Annotated in this window: 12 protein-coding genes and 2 riboswitches; of the genes, 3 read left to right on the top strand and 9 right to left on the bottom strand. The window is 71.8% G+C overall.

What is annotated here, in order from left to right; translation table 11 throughout:
* Positions 1-115: 115 nt before the first annotated feature.
* From JKJ07_RS27030 to JKJ07_RS27055, 6 genes are all read right to left on the bottom strand, one after another.
* Entirely contained in the window at positions 116-1531 is a 1416-nt protein-coding gene (locus JKJ07_RS27030; RefSeq protein ID WP_202994646.1) for an MSMEG_0567/sll0787 family protein, read from the bottom strand.
* Positions 1532-2035: 504 nt separating this feature from the next.
* Positions 2036-3088 (bottom strand): MSMEG_0568 family radical SAM protein, encoded by a 1053-nt coding sequence (locus tag JKJ07_RS27035; protein ID WP_202994567.1) that lies wholly within the window; start codon positions 3086-3088, stop codon positions 2036-2038.
* A gap of 1 nt (position 3089) precedes the next feature.
* Positions 3090-3602 carry an MSMEG_0572/Sll0783 family nitrogen starvation response protein gene (locus JKJ07_RS27040; RefSeq protein ID WP_133878133.1) on the bottom strand — a complete coding sequence of 171 codons (513 nt, stop codon included), beginning with the start codon at positions 3600-3602 and terminating at the stop codon, positions 3090-3092.
* A gap of 131 nt (positions 3603-3733) precedes the next feature.
* The gene (locus tag JKJ07_RS27045) at positions 3734-4537 is read right to left on the bottom strand and encodes an amidohydrolase family protein (protein WP_202994568.1); all 804 of its coding nucleotides are present in this window, start codon (positions 4535-4537) and stop codon (positions 3734-3736) included.
* On the bottom strand, positions 4534-5826 hold the full coding sequence (locus JKJ07_RS27050; protein WP_202994569.1) for an MSMEG_0569 family flavin-dependent oxidoreductase: 1293 nt from the start codon (positions 5824-5826) through the stop codon (positions 4534-4536). The genes JKJ07_RS27045 and JKJ07_RS27050 overlap by 4 nt, the downstream gene beginning before the upstream one ends.
* A complete protein-coding gene (locus JKJ07_RS27055) occupies positions 5823-6101 on the bottom strand; it encodes an MSMEG_0570 family nitrogen starvation response protein (protein WP_202994570.1) in 279 nt (92 codons plus the stop codon). The genes JKJ07_RS27050 and JKJ07_RS27055 overlap by 4 nt, the downstream gene beginning before the upstream one ends.
* 374 nt (positions 6102-6475) lie before the next feature.
* Here JKJ07_RS27055 and JKJ07_RS27060 point away from each other — a divergent pair, with 374 nt between their 5' ends.
* Together JKJ07_RS27060 and JKJ07_RS27065 are read left to right on the top strand one after the other, a co-directional pair.
* The gene (locus JKJ07_RS27060; RefSeq protein ID WP_202994571.1) at positions 6476-9052 is read left to right on the top strand and encodes a tetratricopeptide repeat protein; all 2577 of its coding nucleotides are present in this window, start codon (positions 6476-6478) and stop codon (positions 9050-9052) included.
* 26 nt (positions 9053-9078) lie between these two features.
* Positions 9079-10173, top strand: coding sequence for a hypothetical protein (locus tag JKJ07_RS27065; protein ID WP_202994572.1), 1095 nt, complete (start codon positions 9079-9081; stop codon positions 10171-10173).
* 27 nt (positions 10174-10200) lie between these two features.
* On the opposite strand, the gene JKJ07_RS27070 is transcribed toward JKJ07_RS27065, so the two are convergent.
* Complete coding sequence (locus JKJ07_RS27070) at positions 10201-12105, bottom strand: zinc metalloprotease (RefSeq protein ID WP_202994573.1); 1905 nt, start codon at positions 12103-12105, stop codon at positions 10201-10203.
* Positions 12106-12448: 343 nt separating this feature from the next.
* Here JKJ07_RS27070 and JKJ07_RS27075 point away from each other — a divergent pair, with 343 nt between their 5' ends.
* Positions 12449-13492, top strand: a complete 1044-nt coding sequence (locus JKJ07_RS27075) for a tetratricopeptide repeat protein (RefSeq protein ID WP_202994574.1) — start codon at positions 12449-12451, stop codon at positions 13490-13492.
* A 661-nt stretch (positions 13493-14153) separates the two neighbouring features.
* Here the strand turns inward: JKJ07_RS27075 and JKJ07_RS27080 are convergent.
* Both JKJ07_RS27080 and JKJ07_RS27085 read right to left on the bottom strand, forming a co-directional pair.
* Positions 14154-15287 carry a lysylphosphatidylglycerol synthase transmembrane domain-containing protein gene (locus tag JKJ07_RS27080; RefSeq protein ID WP_307834425.1) on the bottom strand — a complete coding sequence of 378 codons (1134 nt, stop codon included), beginning with the start codon at positions 15285-15287 and terminating at the stop codon, positions 14154-14156.
* A 45-nt stretch (positions 15288-15332) separates the two neighbouring features.
* Positions 15333-16703 carry an L-serine ammonia-lyase gene (locus JKJ07_RS27085; protein WP_202994575.1) on the bottom strand — a complete coding sequence of 457 codons (1371 nt, stop codon included), beginning with the start codon at positions 16701-16703 and terminating at the stop codon, positions 15333-15335.
* A 41-nt stretch (positions 16704-16744) separates the two neighbouring features.
* Positions 16745-16829: riboswitch (glycine riboswitch) on the bottom strand.
* 3 nt (positions 16830-16832) lie between these two features.
* Positions 16833-16921, bottom strand: a riboswitch (glycine riboswitch).
* Positions 16922-17463: the final 542 nt, after the last annotated feature.

A 17463-nucleotide genomic window follows, 5' to 3' on the forward strand; every position in this document is an offset into this window, starting at 1 on the left:
GTCCCGGTCGCACGCCCTCACGCCGCGGCTCCCATCCGCGTCGCGTCCCCTCATGCCGCGGCTCCCATCCCAGTCGCACCCCTCACGCCGCGGCTCCCATCGCAGTCGCATCCCCTCATGCCGCGGCTCCCATCCCGGTCACGGTGCCGCTCAGGACCTCGGTCGTCTCGCCGTCCGGCCAGCGCAGGCCGACTCCGCTCCCGGCGACCAGTTCGCCGCATTCGGCGGTCACCGCCGGCCCGGCCGCGGCCGGTCGCTGGGGCCCGGCCGTCAGCATCGCGAACCCGGGGAAGCACGTCAGCCAGTCGCCCATCGCCGCCGCACCCGGCCGGGGCACCGCCGCCACATCGAGCACGGCCCCGCACCCGCTGGCCTCGGCGAGCATCCCGAGCGTCCCGGCGATGCCTGCCATCGACACGTCCTTGGCTGCCGCCGGCCGCGCGCTCGCCACGAACCGCTGCATGGCCCGCAACTCGGCCCCGGTCCGCTGGCTCGTGGAATCCCACTGCCGCCCCTGATAACCCGGCCGCCACCCGCCGCCGAGGTCGGCCGTCAGCCGGATCCGATGCCCGGCCCGCCCACCACCGCCCGGCACCGGATGCGCGGCCCGCCCGAGAGCGGTCGCCGACAAGGCCGCCGGCACCCCCAGCTGCGTATGCCCGCCCAGCACCGGAATGCCATAAGCCTCGGCCCCGGCCCGCAACCCCGCGAGAATCTTGGCCGCCGCCCCCGCATCCCGCGCCCCGACCGCGTTGAGCAGCCCGACCGGCTCCGCCCCCATGGCCGCCAGGTCGTTCACGTTCACCAGAACCGCGCACCACCCCGCCCAGCCCGGATCACGCTCGACCATCGACGGCAGGATCGCGTCACAAGCAGCAATAAGATCGGTTCCCGGTACGGGTGCCCCGTCGTCCCCGACGAACCCCGCCCCACCCGGATTGAGCCCCTCGAGCAGCCCACCCAGCGGATTCTTGGTCGCCGCGGCCAGGCCCGCGATCCGCCCGATCGGCCAGCGCATCAGGTGATGAGGCTGCCCTGCGACAGTCACCGGCCGTACGGCGTGCCACCCGAGCCGCTCGAACATGCGCTTGAACCGGCTTTGCCCGGTCGCATCGAACCGCAACGCCCCCGCCTGCTCGGCAGCCGCACACGCGGCCCGAACGAGCGCCGGCCCGATCCGCTGCGCCCCGCGCACCCCCGGCTCGACGACCAGCCGCCCGCCTTGCCACCACCCGATGTCCGGCCCGTCCGTCGCCGGCCCCAACCGCACACCCCCGAGCAACTCCCCACCCGAATCGCGCGCCTCAAGCACAATCGTCCGCGGATCATCATCCCGATCGTCCAGATCGCTCACCGCGAACAACTTCTGCTCATCCACGAACACCCGCCGCCGCAACCGGTGATACTCGCTGCGCGTCCGCGCAGGTTCAATCAAAAACCGCGGCGCCCCCAGCAAAGCCGGAACCAGATCACTCACCCGACACCCCCACCGATCGCCGCACCCGTCCGCCCCCGACCGCTCCCCGCACATGTCCACCCGGTCGCGAACGATCACTCAGTCGCGCACGATCAGTCAGCCGCGTACGACCGCTCGATCGCGCATGCTCGTCCATCCGCGCACGCTCGGCCAGTCGCGCACGAACGCTCAACCGCGAGCAGCGAGCGGCCACCGAATCGACCAGCCAAGAACGGTTATGCGATTGCACGAGATCGTCCTCTCGCGCACCAACGCGCAACTCCGCGCGGTCGCCCACCCGCGCAGCACCGTGCAACCGCGCGCGACTACCAACTTGCGCGACGCCGTCCACCCGCACACCAACGCGCAACTCCGCGATGCCGCGCACCCGCGCGACGCCGTCCACCCGCGCGATACCGCGCACCCGCGCGACGCCGCCCACTCGCGCAACTACGTGCGCCTGCGCGGGAGTGTCCACTTGCGCGAGGTCGTTCGCTTGCGCACTAACGCTCAACTGCGCGGAACTGCACAACTGCGTGGGCTCACTCATTCGCTGGTGGGCTTGTGGGGCGTTCGGGGTCATCCGCCGGCCGCCTGGAGGATGCCGCATGCGCCGCAGGATGCGCAGCCGGCGGACTGGTCGGCGCCGAGCATTCCGGCTTCGCGTAGCAGGGCGGCGACCCGCGACGACACGTCTCGCACTAGTGACGGCGCCGGGCCGGGGATGCCGTCGCGGCGAGCGAGCGTGCCCGCCATCGGGCGGAACGGCACTACGAACGGATACACGCCACGGTCGATCAGCTTCGCGCAGCCTTCGACCAACGCGTCCGGGTCCTCGCCGAGGCCGATCAGCACGTACGTCGAGACCTGGTTGCGGCCGAACACCGACACCGCGTAGTCCCACGCCGCCTCGTATTCGGACATCGGGACCGAGCCTTTGCCGGGCATCCACTTCAGGCGGATCTCGTCGTCAAGGGCCTCGGCGTGGATGCCGATCGACACCGCCCCGGCCGAACGCAGGTCGTCGAGCACCGTCAGGTGCCCGGGCGGCTCGATCTGCACCTGAATGGGCAGCCCGGGCACCCGGTCGAGCACTGCGCGCACCGAACGCACAAGGTTGCGCGCGCCCCGATCGGGGCCGGTGGTCGTCCCGGTCGTCATGACCATCTGCCGCACGCCGTCGAGTTCGACCGCCGCCGCTGCGACCTCGGCCAGTTGTGCGGGGGTCTTGGCGGCGATCGTCGCGCCGGCCCGCAGCGATTCCTCGATCGTGCAGAAGCGGCAGCGTTGGTCCTCGGCGTACCGGATGCATGTCTGCACAACCGTGGTCGCCAGGACGTCCTTGCCGTGCAGGCGCGCGATCTGTTCGTACGGGACGCCGTCCGCCGTCGTCAGGTCGTAGAACCGCGGGCGGCGCACGACCGACAGGGACAGCCCGGTGTCCGACTCGCCGAGCCAGAGCTTGTCATCCCGTACGGAATAAGGGCTTTGCGGGTTGATCGGGAGGGCCGCATTGCCCCCGTCGATCACCAGGTGGCCGTCGTCGCTGGGACCGGCCCCCGCCGGGCGGCGCACGGGTGTGGGCACCCGCACGCCACGCACGGCGAGGTCGGCTCGAACGTCGATGGACATGTCAGAGCTGGTACGTCGAGTTGATGATCGCGCCCTTGCGCGCGTAGTGGATGAGCGCGTCCTGCACGTCGAGCGGGTGCGTCGGGATGACCCCCTCGATCAGGTCCTCCTCGCGGGCGCCGTGCAGCGACAGCCCGAACCGGCAGCAGTAGACCTTGCCGCCCTCGGCCATGAACGTCTTGAGCGAGTTGTTGATGTTGTGTTCGCCCGGGAACGCGCTGGTGCCGGTGGTCGGGAAGCCGCGGGTGGCCAGGCAGTTGAGCGAGCCCGGGCCGTAGAAGTAAATGGCCGACTCGAAGCCCTTGCGCAGCGCGCGGGTGGCCTGCAGCACGGCCACGAAGCTGACCGACGACTCGTGCGCGATGCCGTGCACGAGCGTGAAGTAGCTCTGGCCCTCCTCGGCCTTGTAGTCGGGGAACACCTTGGTGCCGCCGTAGATGCTCGACCCCTCGGCCAGCGCCGGGTGCGGGATCTCGTTGAGGCTCTTCTGCTCGAGGTCGGTCAGGTCGGTCATGATGATCTCCTCTTGATGTGGCGGTGAAGCGGTACGAATGTCGATGTGGCGGTGAAGCGGTACGAATGTCGCTAGTGCCGAGTGGGGTCGGAGCTGGTGGGCGTGACGCGCTAAGAGACGGTGGCGAGCGGTCAGTCGTAGAGCTTCGAGAAGTTGCCGTGGAAAACGGCCTCGCCGAGTTCGCGTCCGGCCGCCGCGGCCTGCAGGCGGGCCAGCTCCCCGGCGTGGTCACCCCACGGCTCGTCGCTGGCGAACAACACCCGGTCGTGGCCGATGCCGCGCCGATCGATCTCGTCGGCCAGCCAGCGCGGGGCGAAGCCGATCGCCCACGACAGGTCGGTGTAGACCTGCTTGCCCGCGGCGATCCAGTCGAAGAACCGGCCGCCGATCAGCTTGATGTGACCGCTCATCCCGCCACCGAAATGAACAAGATGGATGCGCACATCGTCGCCGTGCCGGTCCACGAGCTGGCCGACCTTGTCGATGTCGGACGCCGCCCCCGGCGAGGTGTGCACATGAACGACCAAGTTGTGCGCACGCGCCGCGTCGAAGATCGGCGCCAGACCCGGGTCGTCGATGCTCCCGCCGAGCAGAAAACTGATCTTCAGAGCCCGTACGCCCGGCTCGCCCGCCAGCCTCAAGGCCTGCGCCGTCCTTGCCCGATCGCTTTCGAGTGCGCTCACCCACAGCCCGCACCGCAACCGGTCGTCACGCTGGGTGGCCTCGACGACGAGGTCGTTGAAGCCGAACGCCACATCCGGGTCCGGCACGCCGTAGTTGGGCAGGATCAGCGCCCGCGAAGTCCCCTCCCGGTTCAGGTCCGCGATCAAAGCGGCGATCGTGGCCCGCGCGGTCACGTCCGGCTTGACCGGCGGCCCGCCGTAGAACGGATAGGCCGGCAGGACGCCCAGGTGCCGGTGCGCGTCGTAGGTCATGCCGCCCACTCCAGGTCCGGGTACGTCTCCGTCGGCGTGCCGGCCAGCCAGCTCACGCCCTCGGAGACTTGCCGCCGCCGGGCCCGGGTGATCTGCCCGCACAGGTGCTCGGCGTCGCGCGCCACCCCCGCGAACCGCCCCGACCCCCACGTGTGCTGCCACGGCAGCCCGAGGAAGTACAGCCCCGGGCAGCTCGTGACCCCGCGATCGTGGGTCGGATAGCCACGGCCGTCGAAGACCGGCACCTCTATCCAACGGTGATCACGGTGGAACCCGGTCGCCCACACGACGGCACCGACATCGGCAAGCGGAAGAGGTGACGACACGCCGGGCGTCCACACCGGCTCGTATCGGCTCTCCGCAGGCGCCGAGATACCGGCCCGCCCGATGTAGGCGTCGATCGCGTCCTTGATCCCCTCGGCCACCGCGTCGGCGTTGTCGAGATTGCGCGCCAGATCCTGCGCGAAGGTGATCGTGTCGCCGTCGATGCTCAGCAAACGGCCATGAAGCGCCATCCCCTCGACCGCGAACCGCCGCAGGTCGATGTCGCGGCCGCCACCCCGGCCCGTCATGTAGTGGTTCGCGCGCAGCCGCACCTCGTCCGCGTCGCCGAACTCGTGCACGCTTTTGTCGTAATGACCCATCTCCGACAGCCACGCGAGCGTGTCCCGACCCCGATAGCGCCGGGCCGCCCGCGGCGCGCTGCCCACCGCGAGGTGCACCTTCCGCCCGGCCAGGTGCAGGTCCTCGGCGATCTGGCAGCCCGACTGCCCCGTCCCGACGACCAGCACATCGCCGTCCGGCAACTGATCGGCGCGCCGATACTGCGACGAGTGCACCTGCGCGATGTGCGCGGGCAGTTTCTCGGCCAGCCGCGGCACCGCCGGCCGGTGATAGCCGCCCGTCGCGATCACCACCTGGTCCGCGGTCAGCGCCCCGTCGCTGGTGAGCAGTTCGAAGACGTTCCCCGTACGCCGCAGCCGCGTCACCTCCACCCCTTCGCGCAGGGGCGGGTCGAAGCTCCGGGCGTACGTCTCCAGGAACGTCACCACCTCGGCGCCGCTCATGAACCCGTCCGGGTCGTCCCCGCGGTAGTCGTAGCCGGGCAGCCGGCACTGCCAGTTCGGCGTGACCAGGCAGAACGAGTCCCACCGCCGGTCGCGCCACTCGTGCCCGACCCGCTCCCGCTCGAGCACCACGTGGTCGGTCCCGCGCTCCCGCAGATACCAGCTCATGCTCAGCCCGGCCTGCCCGCCACCGATCACGGCGACACCGGTGTGCGCAGTCACGACTCGATCCCCTCGACCAGCACGTCACCGGACGGCTGGGCCTGGGCCCGGGCCAGCACCAGTTCAAGGCTGCGCGCGGCGTTCCCGCAGGGGAACCCGTACGCCTGCCGCACCCGCTCGCTGGCCTCCGTCAGGGCCTGCCGGCTGGTCGCGACGAACTCGACGACCGGCATCCGCTGCCCCGCCGAGAAGAAGTCCTCGACCACTGTCGAGGGTGAGTAGATCCGTTGCGCCACGCCGTCCGGCCAGCGCACCAACACGTACCGTTCCGGCATGGCGTTACCCCTGATCCGGCCCGTCCGCCCAGGTAGGGCGGCTGGTGACGGTTCACAGTCAAGGAATCGCGGGTTTCACCGAGGTTTCATCCGGAACAAGGAGCCGTTAGATGGTCCTCACTTCAGCCGAGACTCGGCCGAAGGAGACCGGTCCCGCGCCGTGACTGGGGCAGGCGGCGCGGGACCGGAGTTCGGGTTCGACCGGCCTGCCAGGGCGCCGTGGTGACGACCCCCTGACCCCCGTGACCGGTGACTCCACGCAGACGATTGTGGGGGCGGCGGGACCCGTACGGCCGAAGTCTGGACGATTTTGGACGCCGGAGACCGTACGGCCTAGCCTCTGATCCTCTGCCCCTCGACCCCAGGAGCCGGTCATGCCGTCGACGCCGCTGCCCGATCCGGCCGCCGCGGGGTCGTTCGACGAGCTCACCGAGTGTCTGCGCCGGCTCAAGGTGTGGGCCGGCGACCCGTCGTACGAGACCCTCAAGGACCGGGTGAACGCCGCGTGGTCGGCCGAGGGTCGCCCGGCCGCCGATCTGACCCGCCGCTCGACCGTGGCCAACGCGTTCGCGACCGGCCGCCGCCGGTTCAACACCGACCTGGTGCTGGCCGTCGTGCGGGCGCTGCACCCCGACGACACCTACGTCGAGCAGTGGCGGCAGGCGCTCCGGGTGGTGGCGGGCGAGCTCGAGGCCGTCGCGCAGGTGCGCGTGCTCGACCGGTTGCCGCCCGACACGGCCGACTTCACCGGGCGGGCCGGGGAGCTGGGCACGCTCGGCGGGGGCGGCGCGTTCCTGATCTCGGCGATCGAGGGGATGGCCGGCGTCGGCAAGACCCAGCTGGCCGTTCATGCCGCGCATCGACTGCACGAAAGTGAGCGTTTCGAGCGCGTCTTGTTCGTCAACCTGCGCGGTTTCCATCCCGACCCGGCGCAGCCGCCGGCCGATCCCGCGGCCGTTCTCGACGGGTTCCTGCGCCTGCTCGGGGTGCCGGGCCACAAAATCCCGCACGGCCTGCATGCGCTCGCCGTGGCCTATCGGGAAGAGCTTTCCCGCGTACGGGCCCTGATCGTGCTCGACAACGCCGCGAGCGCCGAGCAGGTCCGTCCCCTGCTGCCCGGCACGCCGGACGGCGTCACCCTGATCACCAGCCGCCGCCGGCTGGACGACCTGCCTTCGGTGACCCGGGTCGTCGTCGACGTGTTCACGCCCGACGAGGCCGTCGCCTTCCTGACCCGTACGGTGCGGGACGTGCCGGTCGGCCCGGAACCGCTGGCCCTGGCACAGATCGCCCGCGCCTGCGGTTATCTGCCCCTCGCGTTGAGCCTGATCGCCGGGCACATCCGCAACACGCCCGGCTGGAACCTGTCCGACCACGCCGACCGGCTCGACGAGCGGCACCGCGAACGCCGGCTCGACTCCGGGGTGGAGCTGGCGCTCGACGTGTCGTACCGGCATCTGCCCGCCGAGCAGCGCCGGGTGCTGCGGCTGGCCGCCCTGCACCCGGGGCAGGATTTCGACGCGTACGCGATGGCCGCGCTCATCGGCGACGAGCTGACCGTCACCCGCGAGCGGCTGGACGCGCTGCGCACCGACCACCTGATCCAGGAGCCGGCCCCCGGCCGGTTCACGCTGCACGACCTCGTGCGCGCCTTCGCCCTCACGCGGGCGCACGACGAGGACCGGCCCTCCGACCGGCACGCCGCGCTGACCAGGTTCTTCGACTACTGCCTGGCCGCCGCCGCGGCCGCCATGGACAGCCTGCACCCGGTCGAGTTCAAGGAGCTGCGGGCCCGCATCCCGATGGCCACGTCGCCGCTGCCCGATTTCGGCGATCCCGCGGCGGCGCCGGCCTGGCTCGACACCGAGCGGCCGACGCTGATCGCCGTGGCCGCGCACACCGCGACCGAGGGCTGGCCCGGCCACACCACCCTGCTCGTCCGCACCCTGGCCCGCTATCTGCACAGCGGTCACCAGCAGGACGCGGTGCACGTGTACGGCCATGCCGTGCGGGCCGCCCGCGGCACCGGCGACGTCGAGGCGCAGGCGTTCGCGCTGACCGGGCTGGGCGACCTGGAGTCGCAGGTCGGCCTGCCCGGCCAGGCCGGTGAGCACCTGCGCCAGGCGCTCGAGCTGTTCCGGCGGCTGGGCGACTCCGACGGCCAGTCGACGGCGCTGTACAACCTGGGCCGGCTCGCCGAGAAGAAGGGCGACTACCCGGCGTCGATCGATTTCAAGCGGCAGTCACTAGCGCTCGACCGGGCCTCCGGCAACAAGATCGGCGAGGTGGGCGACCTGGCCGGGCTGGGCTCGGTGATGGAACGGGCCGGCCGCTACGCCGAGGCCACCGACTACTACCAGCAGGCGCTGGACCTGGCCGACGAGACCGGCGACTCGTGGGGCCGGGGTTACGCGCTGAGCGGCCTGGGCGAGCTGGCCGTGCACTCCGGCGACTACCCGGCCTCGGGCCGCTATCTGCGCGCGGCGCTCGAGGTGTTCCGGCAGATCGGCAACGTCTCCGGCGCGGGCGGGGCGCTCGACAGCCTGGGCGTCCTGCACACCCGGCTCGGCGAGACCGACCAGGCGGTCGCCTGCCACGAGGAGGCCCTGGCCATCTTCCGCGACGAGGGCAACGACCTGTACGAGGCCGTCGCGCTCAACGGCCTCGGCGAGGCGCTGCACGCGGCCGGCCGCGCCCCCGAGTCGCTCGAGCACCACACGGCCGCGCTGCGCCTGGCCACCACGAGCGACAACCCCCACCAGCAGGCCCGCGCCGAACACGGCATCGGCCAGGCCCTGCCCGACCCCGACCAGGCCCGCCCCCACCTCCAGCGCGCCCTGTCCCTCTTCACCACCCTCGGCGTGACCCCGGAGGCCGCCGAGGTCCGGTCGCACCTGGAATCACTCAATAGTCCGGTTCAAATCGCGGTCCGTACGGACGAAGGGGTTTGACCCGATTCCACCGTCTACTGAGATCCGTGACCGACGAACCGAGCACCGAGAAGACCCCGCGCCACAAGCTGTGGGCCCAGGACGCCATGGCCGAGATCGCGCTGTTCAAGGCTCGGCTGCACCTCGTGGCGGCGCGGTCCACGGCGGCCGCCGGTGCCCTGCCCGCGCACCCGTCGGCGGAGCGGGAGGCCACGGTCCAGTCCGTCGAGCGGCTGCTGAAGTGCGCGCGGGACGCGGCCTGCGGGATCTCACCCCGCTATCACGCCGTGACCAGCTGGTGGTCGGGCAGCTGCATCGAGGCCGCGTTCCGCAACCTGCACAACGCCGAGGCCGTGCTCGTGCTGCTCTACGACCAGGACCAATTGCGGGCCGAGGTGCCCGAGGCGGTGCGGCGGGCCAACGAGTCGATCCCGGCCGGCAGCCCGACGCACGTGCTGGCCCTCGACCTCGCGCGGGCGCGCAAGAACGGCACCCGGATCGACGCGGCCGACCTGTCCAAGGTGATCGAGGCCGGGCACGCCGCGGCCGACCGGCAGCGGGCCCGGCTGCGCACCTTCCGCAACGTGCTGATCACCGGGATGGCCGTGACGTCGCTGCTGCTGCTGGCGATCGTCGTGATGGCCGCCGTCCGGCCCGACCTGGCGCCGCTGTGTTTCGTACAGGATCCGCCGCCCGCCGCGCCGCTGCCCAACATCGCCTGCCCGGTGCGGGCGCTGCGCAACGAGAATCTGAGCCTGCTGCACACCGCGTCGACCCGCTGGGATTTCGGGGTGGTGGCGGCCCTGGGGCTGCTCGGCGGCGCGCTCTCGTCGGCGTTGTTCATCCGTGACCTCTACGCGAACGCCACGCCCTACAACGTGACCGTGCCGCTGGCCCTGCTCAAGCTGCCGGCCGGCGCGCTGACCGGGCTGGCCGGCATCATCCTGCTCGCGGGCGAGTTCGTGCCGGGCTTCAGCGCCATCGACAAGCCGATCCAGATCCTCGCGTACGCCCTGGTGTTCGGCTTCGCGCAGCAGCTGTTCACGCATTACCTCGATCAGCGGGCGCAGCGCCTGGTCAACGCCGTGCCGACCAAGGCGCGGGGCACGACGGCGGCCGACCCGGCCCCGGAGAATCGCTGACCGGGGACGGGCCGGGCGCCGTACGGGTCACGGCTGGGAACGCGGCCCGTCGAGCGTGTCGATGAACTCGTGCGGGCTGGTCAGGTCGGCCTTGGCCCGCTCGGCGGAGGCTTCCGCGGCCATCGCCTTCGCGGCCGAGGACGGGTCGACCCCCGACTTCTTGGCCGCCGCGACGACCTTCCCGTACGCGGTGTCGGCCAGCGCGTACGCCGCGCGGTACTCGTGCTTGGCGAACGCCGCCTTGGCCAGGCCCAGCAGCGCGTCGGCGGCGGCCAGGTCACCGCGGGCCTTGCCGGTCGGGATCGTCGCGGCCAGCCGGTTCGCGGCCTCCCAGTACGCGGCGGTCAGGAACCGGTCGCTGTTGTCGCGGTCGAACTGCGAGAAGTCCCAGTTGACGTCGATGTAGCTCATCATCGAGTTGCTCTCGTCGCCGGCCCAGGCGTAGAACGTCGAGCCGCTCGGGCCGTAGTCGACGCCGGTCTCGCTGTCGTAGCCGTCGTGCGGGTGCGACATGCCCAGGTGGTGGCCCACCTCGTGGATCGTCGTCGTGGTCAGGCCGTAGCCGCTCTCGACGATGCTCTGCGACAGGAAATTGAACACGTACGACTGGTCGCCGGTCGCCCAGTCGTCGTCGGCGAACCCGAGCAGCGACGGGTCGACGTCGGGCGGGAGCACGTAGTTGAAGACCGGCAACTCGTAGTCGACCTTGTCGCCGTCGTCCTTCGTACGGGCGAGGTTTTCCCGGTTGTAGAGGAACAGGTTGGCGTCGGAGGGCAGGCCGCTCTCGGGGTAGCAGCTCTCGCCGGACTCGAACCCGTCGTAGCAGGCGCGGTTCTTCGCGTCGAGGGCGAAGTCCTGGTTGTCGAAGTCCAGCTTGTTGCGCCAGCGCAGCTCGCCGAGCTCCTTGGTGATCAGCTTGGGCTTGATGTATTGCGCGGAGGCGTCGACGCCGGGCCAGCCCTCGTACGTGTTGCTGTCGATGTTGATGGAGCGCGGCGGCTCGGCCGTCGGCAGCTCGACCGGATACAGCGGCGAGGTCGTCATCAGCAGATTCAGGGCCACATAACGCGTGATCTTGCCCAGGTCGCCGGCCAGCGCGCCCGGCGCCCGGTTGCCGCCCGCCGCGTACTCCCAGATCGGGGGCATGCGGTAGTCGGCCTCGCCGTCACCGTCGACGTCGGCGTTGGTCACGTCGTAGTTCGCGGTCTTGGCCTCGGGCCCGGCCGACAGGTCGTGGAACCACACGCGGCGGGTGGCGCCGAGCCCGGTCTCCTCGTCGTCGGCGGTCGTGCCGCCCCAGGCGATCATCTTGCGGCTGTCGCGGTTGGCGCCGAAGTCGTAGCCGGTGTCGGGGTCGGGCTCGCCGGTCTTGGTGTAGACGTGGAACTTGAAATCCGACCGCCCGTACCAGTTGATGAAGTAGACCGTGTTGCGCCGCGTGTCGATGCCCGACGGCGGGTGGAACGCCAGATACTTCTCCACGCTGGGGGCGTCGATCGTGTGGTTGGCCGTGATGTCGAGGACGCCGGCCTGCGCGTTGTAGGACGTCTGATACTGCGTCAGCGGCGCGGGCTTGGCCAGCTTGCTCAGCTGCTTGAAGAACTTGTCCTCGTACGACCGGTCGGCGTACTTGAGGCGGTAGTCGTACTTGTACGTGATGCCGAGCTTCTCGACCACGTCGTACGTCAGGCGCGAGCGCACCACCGGCTCGTACGTCTTGGGCAGCTCACCGGCGAAGGCGGCCTTGCCCACCTGCGGCTGCTCGTAGCCGACGAAGACCACGTTCACCGGCACGGTCTCGGTGAGCTTGGGCTGACCGCCGGGCGTGAGGAACTGATATCGGTACGCGGGAGCCGCCGCGCCGGCCGGGGTTGCGGAGGCCCCGACCATGGCGGCGACCAACAGTGCGATGAAGGCGCCTCTCCGTCTCATGGGCACACGTAACCATCAGCGAACGCCGATGGGAAGTCCCCTGTGGATAAACTCGATCGATCCCGGTCAATTGTGGATAACCTCCGCCGGACCGGGCATCACTCTCGTCACTCGTTCGATTGATGCGACCCCGTGTCGCGCCCGCTCGCTCCCGGCTTCCGCGGCCGCCCGGTTCGTCGACGATCACGCCCGACACGTGCCCGACCAGCACAAGCACCCGTTTCCGGGCCGACAGTCAAGACCCTTCCCCCGTACGCCCTGAGGGCCGGACCCGTTCGGCGATGCGGCTATAACCCATGTCGTAAGGCGTACGCGCATCCCCGCCGCCGAGGAGGTTGCCGTCATGGGGGCGCCCGATTCCGTCCCGCTCACCGAGCCCGAACCCGTCACCCCGGCCCCGGCCGCCGTGCCGTCACCGCGACCCGCAGCCGACGCCGCCGATCCGGCCCCCGGGCATCCACCCGACACACCCGCGCCCGGCCCGCACTCCCCCGGCCTCGGCTCCTCCCTTGCCGCGCTCGGTCTGCCCTCCACCGCGCCCGGATTGCCTTCCGCCGTGGGTGGGCTGCCGCGGCAGCGTGATCCCGCGGCCGGGCCCGGCGACATCGGCGGCGCGCTCGAGACGCTGGGCGACGAGCATCCGGCCGCCGCGCAGCTGCTGTGCCTGTGCGCCGTGCTGCACGCGGCGCCGGTGCCGGTCGACGTCTTCACCCGCTCGCTGCCGATCCTGCCGCGGCCGCTCGGCGGAGTGGCCCCGCTGCAGTTCAACGGCCTGGTCGCCGCGCTGGTCGAGCCGGGCCTGGTCACCCGCGGCAGCCAGGGACTACGGGTGCCGCAGCCGGTGCGCGAGGCGGTCCGCGACGACCTGGGCGACGAGGCGGCCGGGGTCTGCCGGGCGTACGCGGGAATTCTGGTCGCCGCGGCCGTCCCCGACCAGGTGGCCGAGCCGTCGACATGGCCGCGCTGGGCCGCCCTGGCCCCGCACCTGATCGCCTCCGACGCCGCCCACAGCGCCGACCCCGTGCTCCGAGCCGCCGCCTGCAGCCTGGTGGTGAGCCTGCTGCACCGCGGCAAGGCCCGCCCCGCCCGCACGATCGCCGCCGAGCTGCACACGGGCTGGCGCGAGACCCTGGGCCCCGACCACCCCGACACCCTGCGCTGCGCCCACGAACTGGCCCGCTCCCTGGTGGCGGCCGGAGCCTTACTGCCGGCCCGCAAACTGCTCGACGACACAGTCACCCGCCTGGTCGCCACCCTGGGCACCACCCACCCCCAAACCCGAGTAGCCGCCGAAACCCGCCGCGGCGTCCTGCTCCGCATGGGCGGCATGCCCCGCCCCGACTCCACCCGCACCAAGCCCGCTCACCGCCGCCGAAAACACCCCTGACCCCCGCAACGCCTTCACCGCACCCTCCTCACACCCCCGTCCTCTCAAGGCGCGCTGTCACCCGAATCCTCCCAACCGCGCCTCCTCCATCGCGTTCTTCCACCCGCGCCTCACACCACACCCTCCCTGCGGCGTGCCCATGGCCCTCCCCATGACGCCTTTCACCCCGCACCTCACCACCGCAGCCTTGCCGGGGCGCCCGGCCGAAGGCGCCCTGCCCACGGCACCCTCCCCACGGCGCTCAATCACCCGCCCCTATGCGCGCCCTCCCCACGGCGCTCTATCACCCGCGCTAGCCACCGCGCCCTCCCATCGGCGCCCTCCTCGCGGCGACTTCTCCGAGGCGCTCTTCAACCGCACCTCTCACCACAGCGTCCGTCCCCAGCCGCCCCGCCCACCGCCCCCTCCCCACGGCGCCTTCCCCGCAGCTCCATCGCCCCTGCGCCAACCCCGCCGGTGTCCAGGTCAGCCCGCAAGGTGGGTCGCCACTGGGTACCGCGTGCGGTCGAGGCAGGTGCCGCAGGTCAGGTCCCAGCACAAGCCGAGGGACGGATCGACGCGAGAACGTGGTCGGGCCGCGGCGCGATCAGGCCGGGTCACGGCGGCACGGCCGGGCCGGGGCCAGCACATGGACCGGGGTCAGGCCCGACATGGACCAGGGTCAGGGCGTGGTGCGGGCCGCGGTGAGGGGGCGGCGTAGCCAGAGGGCGGCCGCGCCGCCGATCGGGAGGAGCATCCAGCAGGAGATCACGCGGTAGATGACTACTGCGGCGGCGGCCGTGGCGGCGGTGGCGCCGGCGGCGGTCAGGCCGGCGACCAGGGCCGTGTCGACCACGCCGACGCCGCCGGGGGTCAGCGGGACCTGGCGGACGATCTGGACGCCCAGGTAGATGCCGGACAGCGTGATCAGGCCGACCGGCAGGCCCACGGCGTGGCACGTGGCGGCCAGGCAGAGCAGGTCGGTCAGCCAGTTGACGGCGTAGTACAGGGTTCCGACGATCCACTCGCGGGCCCTCAGCGCGGCCCCGGCGTGCCAGGCCTCGCGGGCCGAGGTCAGCGTGCGGCGGGCAAAGGCGGCGACGCGGTTGCCGGAGCGGGGCCGGGCCGGGCCGGCGGATTTGCCGGCCGAGCGGCGCATCAGGCGGCGGCCGGTGACCACCGCGGCGGCGGTCAGCAGGGCCAGGCCGGCCACCACGGCCAGGGGCTGCGGGCTGGTCAGCAGGCGCGGGTCGCGGGTCAGCACGGCGGCGCCCCCGGCCACGTAGAGCAGGGTCAGGCCGCCGATCGAGGTCAGGCCCGAGACGATCAGCGAGGCGGCGGCGATCTCCTTGGCGGTGCCGGCCCGCACGTACTGGCGTCCGGCGTATCCGGCCGAGACCGCGGAGCCGGCCGGCATCGAGATCGAGATCGCGGTGCGGGCTAGGGTGACCGCCATGGTGAAGCCGGCCCCGATGCGTACGCCGAAGGCTTTGAGAATCTGCCTCTGCTGCCAGGCGAAGGCGGCCAGCGAGACCGCCTGCAGCGCCACGGCGAGGGTGATCCACCAGTAGTCGGCGCCGGTCAGAGCGCCGAGGAAGTCGCGCGGGTCGGGGAAGCGGCCGTGCAGACCGAACGCGGCCAGCGCCAGGGCGGCCACGACGAGCAGCGGCATGCGCCACCGGGCCCACCGCGCGGCGCGCCGCTCGGGGGCGGGCGCCTCGGCCGTACGGGCGCGCGGGCGCGGGATCAGCGAGCCGGCGGACGTTCGCCGGCCGCGGCGCGGGGCGGACCGCAGCTCAGACCGGAGACCAGGCACTCGGTGATATTGGCAAACTCAAACAACCCGGCCACCAACAGCAGGTCAGCATTCGATGACATTGACGGCCAGGCCGCCCCGGGCCGTCTCCTTGTATTTGACCTTCATGTCGGCCCCCGTCTCCTTCATCGTCTTGATGACCTTGTCGAGCGAGACGTGGTGGCGGCCGTCGCCGCGCAGGGCCATGCGGGCCGCCGTGACCGCCTTGACCGCGGCCATGCCGTTACGCTCGATGCACGGGATCTGCACCAGCCCGCCGACCGGGTCGCAGGTCAGGCCCAGGTTGTGCTCCATGCCGATCTCGGCCGCGTTCTCCACCTGCTCGGGGGTGCCACCCAGCACCTCGGCCAGCCCGGCCGCGGCCATCGCACAGGCGCTGCCGACCTCGCCCTGACAGCCGACCTCGGCCCCCGAGATCGAGGCGTTCTCCTTGAACAGCAGCCCGATCGCGCCCGCCGTGAGCAGAAACCGGACCACACCCTCGTCGTCCGCGCCCGGCACGAAGTTGACGTAGTAATGCAGGACCGCGGGGATGATCCCGGCCGCGCCGTTGGTCGGGGCGGTGACGACCCGCCCGCCGGCCGCGTTCTCCTCGTTCACCGCCATCGCGTACGAGGTGAGCCACTCCATCGCATGCTCGCCCGGCTTCCCGGCCGCCCGCAGCTGACGAGCCGTCGCCGCCGCCCGCCGCCGCACCTTGAGCCCGCCCGGCAGCACCCCTTCGGCCTCGAGCCCGGCCGCCACGCACTCCCGCATGACCCGCCAGATCTCCAACAACCCCGTACGGGTCTCGGCCGCCGAACGCCAAGCGCCCTCGTTCTCCAGCATCAGCCGCGAGATCGACAACCCGGTCGCCGACGTCAACCCGAGCAGGTCAGCCCCGTTCGCGAACGGATACTTCAACGGCGTGCTGTCGGCGCGCACAATCCCGTTCTCGTCGAGCACGAACCCGCCGCCCACGGAGTAGTAGGTCCTGCGCAGCAATTCCGCCCCGTCCCCGCCGTACGCGGAAAAGGTCATGCCGTTGGGATGCCCCGGGAGCGTCCGCCGCCGATGCAGCACCAGATCCACGGCCACGTCGGAGCCCGACGGCAGCCGAAGCGCCGCGCGCGCATGAATCGCCGCGGCCCGCGCATCGGCGGTCGACACGTCAACGGTCTCCGGCTCCGAGCCCTCGAGCCCGAGCAGAACCGCCTTCGGGGTGCCGTGCCCATGCCCGGTCGCCCCGAGCGACCCGAAAAGCTCGGCCCGTACGAGAGTCATCGCGGCGCCGGCGACGGACGACTCCGACGGCGAGGCGCCGTCGAGCGTGGCGAGCTGATCGGCGAACATACGGGCGGCGCGCATCGGGCCGACCGTATGAGAGCTCGACGGGCCGATGCCCACCGAGAACAGATCGAAAACGGACACAGCCATGGAGAGGCTCCCTAATCCCAGCGGTAGGTAGGCCTCCCTCGCTCTGTCATGGGGCCTGAGAGCTTCATCGGCCGGCAGGCGGCAGATTTGCACCTTGGGCGCGGGACGATTCCCGGCTTTCCAGAGTTGCCGGCCGGAGCGGTACGGGTGCCTGAGAGATTCTGAGGGAGAAGTTGCTCCTTCGGCGTCCCACCTGGGGACTCTCCCGCCCTGGCCAAAGCGGTCTGCAGTTGTGGTCGCAACGTAACGAGCCCCGCCCGAACCGGTCAAGATCCTGCGGGGAAGCGGGACATGAGCGCCCCACCTCCCCCCAGGTTAACCAGACCCACGTCCACAAGCACCCACTCACCGACGACCGCACGAGCCCGAGGTAAGTAAGGACTCACTCACAAAGGGGACGGCGGAGGACGGGCGACGGCGGCCGGCGGACTGGCGACGGCGGCCGGCGGCGGACGGCCGGGCGGGCGACGGGCGGACGGCCGGGCGGCCGGCGGCGGACGGCCGGGCGGCGAGCGACGGGCGGACGGGCGGGCGACGGGCGGCGGCGGACGCGGCCCGGGTGGCCAGCCGCGGCGGACCAACTCAGTAACTACTCACTCACCGACGTCTGCGCGAGCCCGCGGTATGTAAGGACTCACTCACGAAGGGGACGGCGGAGCGCCGCGGACGGCGGACGGCGGACGGACGGCGGCGGACGCGGCGGCGGCGGACGGACGACGGCGGACGCGGCGGCGGACGGACGACGGCGGACGCGGCGGCG

This window comes from Paractinoplanes lichenicola (assembly GCF_016785085.1).
Classification (GTDB): Bacteria; Actinomycetota; Actinomycetes; order Mycobacteriales; family Micromonosporaceae; genus Actinoplanes; species Actinoplanes lichenicola.

Excerpts from the sequence above, each read along its gene's own strand:
- JKJ07_RS27035 (WP_202994567.1), bottom strand. The coding sequence starts at position 3,088 with ATGTCCATCGACGTTCGAGCCGACCTCGCCGTGCGTGGCGTGCGGGTG.
- JKJ07_RS27045 (WP_202994568.1), bottom strand. The coding sequence starts at position 4,537 with ATGACCTACGACGCGCACCGGCACCTGGGCGTCCTGCCGGCCTATCCG.
- JKJ07_RS27040 (WP_133878133.1), bottom strand. The coding sequence starts at position 3,602 with ATGACCGACCTGACCGACCTCGAGCAGAAGAGCCTCAACGAGATCCCG.
- JKJ07_RS27085 (WP_202994575.1), bottom strand. The coding sequence starts at position 16,703 with ATGGCTGTGTCCGTTTTCGATCTGTTCTCGGTGGGCATCGGCCCGTCG.
- JKJ07_RS27075 (WP_202994574.1), top strand. The coding sequence starts at position 12,449 with ATGGGGGCGCCCGATTCCGTCCCGCTCACCGAGCCCGAACCCGTCACC.
- JKJ07_RS27055 (WP_202994570.1), bottom strand. The coding sequence starts at position 6,101 with ATGCCGGAACGGTACGTGTTGGTGCGCTGGCCGGACGGCGTGGCGCAA.
- JKJ07_RS27030 (WP_202994646.1), bottom strand. The coding sequence starts at position 1,531 with ATGTGCGGGGAGCGGTCGGGGGCGGACGGGTGCGGCGATCGGTGGGGG.
- JKJ07_RS27070 (WP_202994573.1), bottom strand. The coding sequence starts at position 12,105 with ATGAGACGGAGAGGCGCCTTCATCGCACTGTTGGTCGCCGCCATGGTC.
- JKJ07_RS27060 (WP_202994571.1), top strand. The coding sequence starts at position 6,476 with ATGCCGTCGACGCCGCTGCCCGATCCGGCCGCCGCGGGGTCGTTCGAC.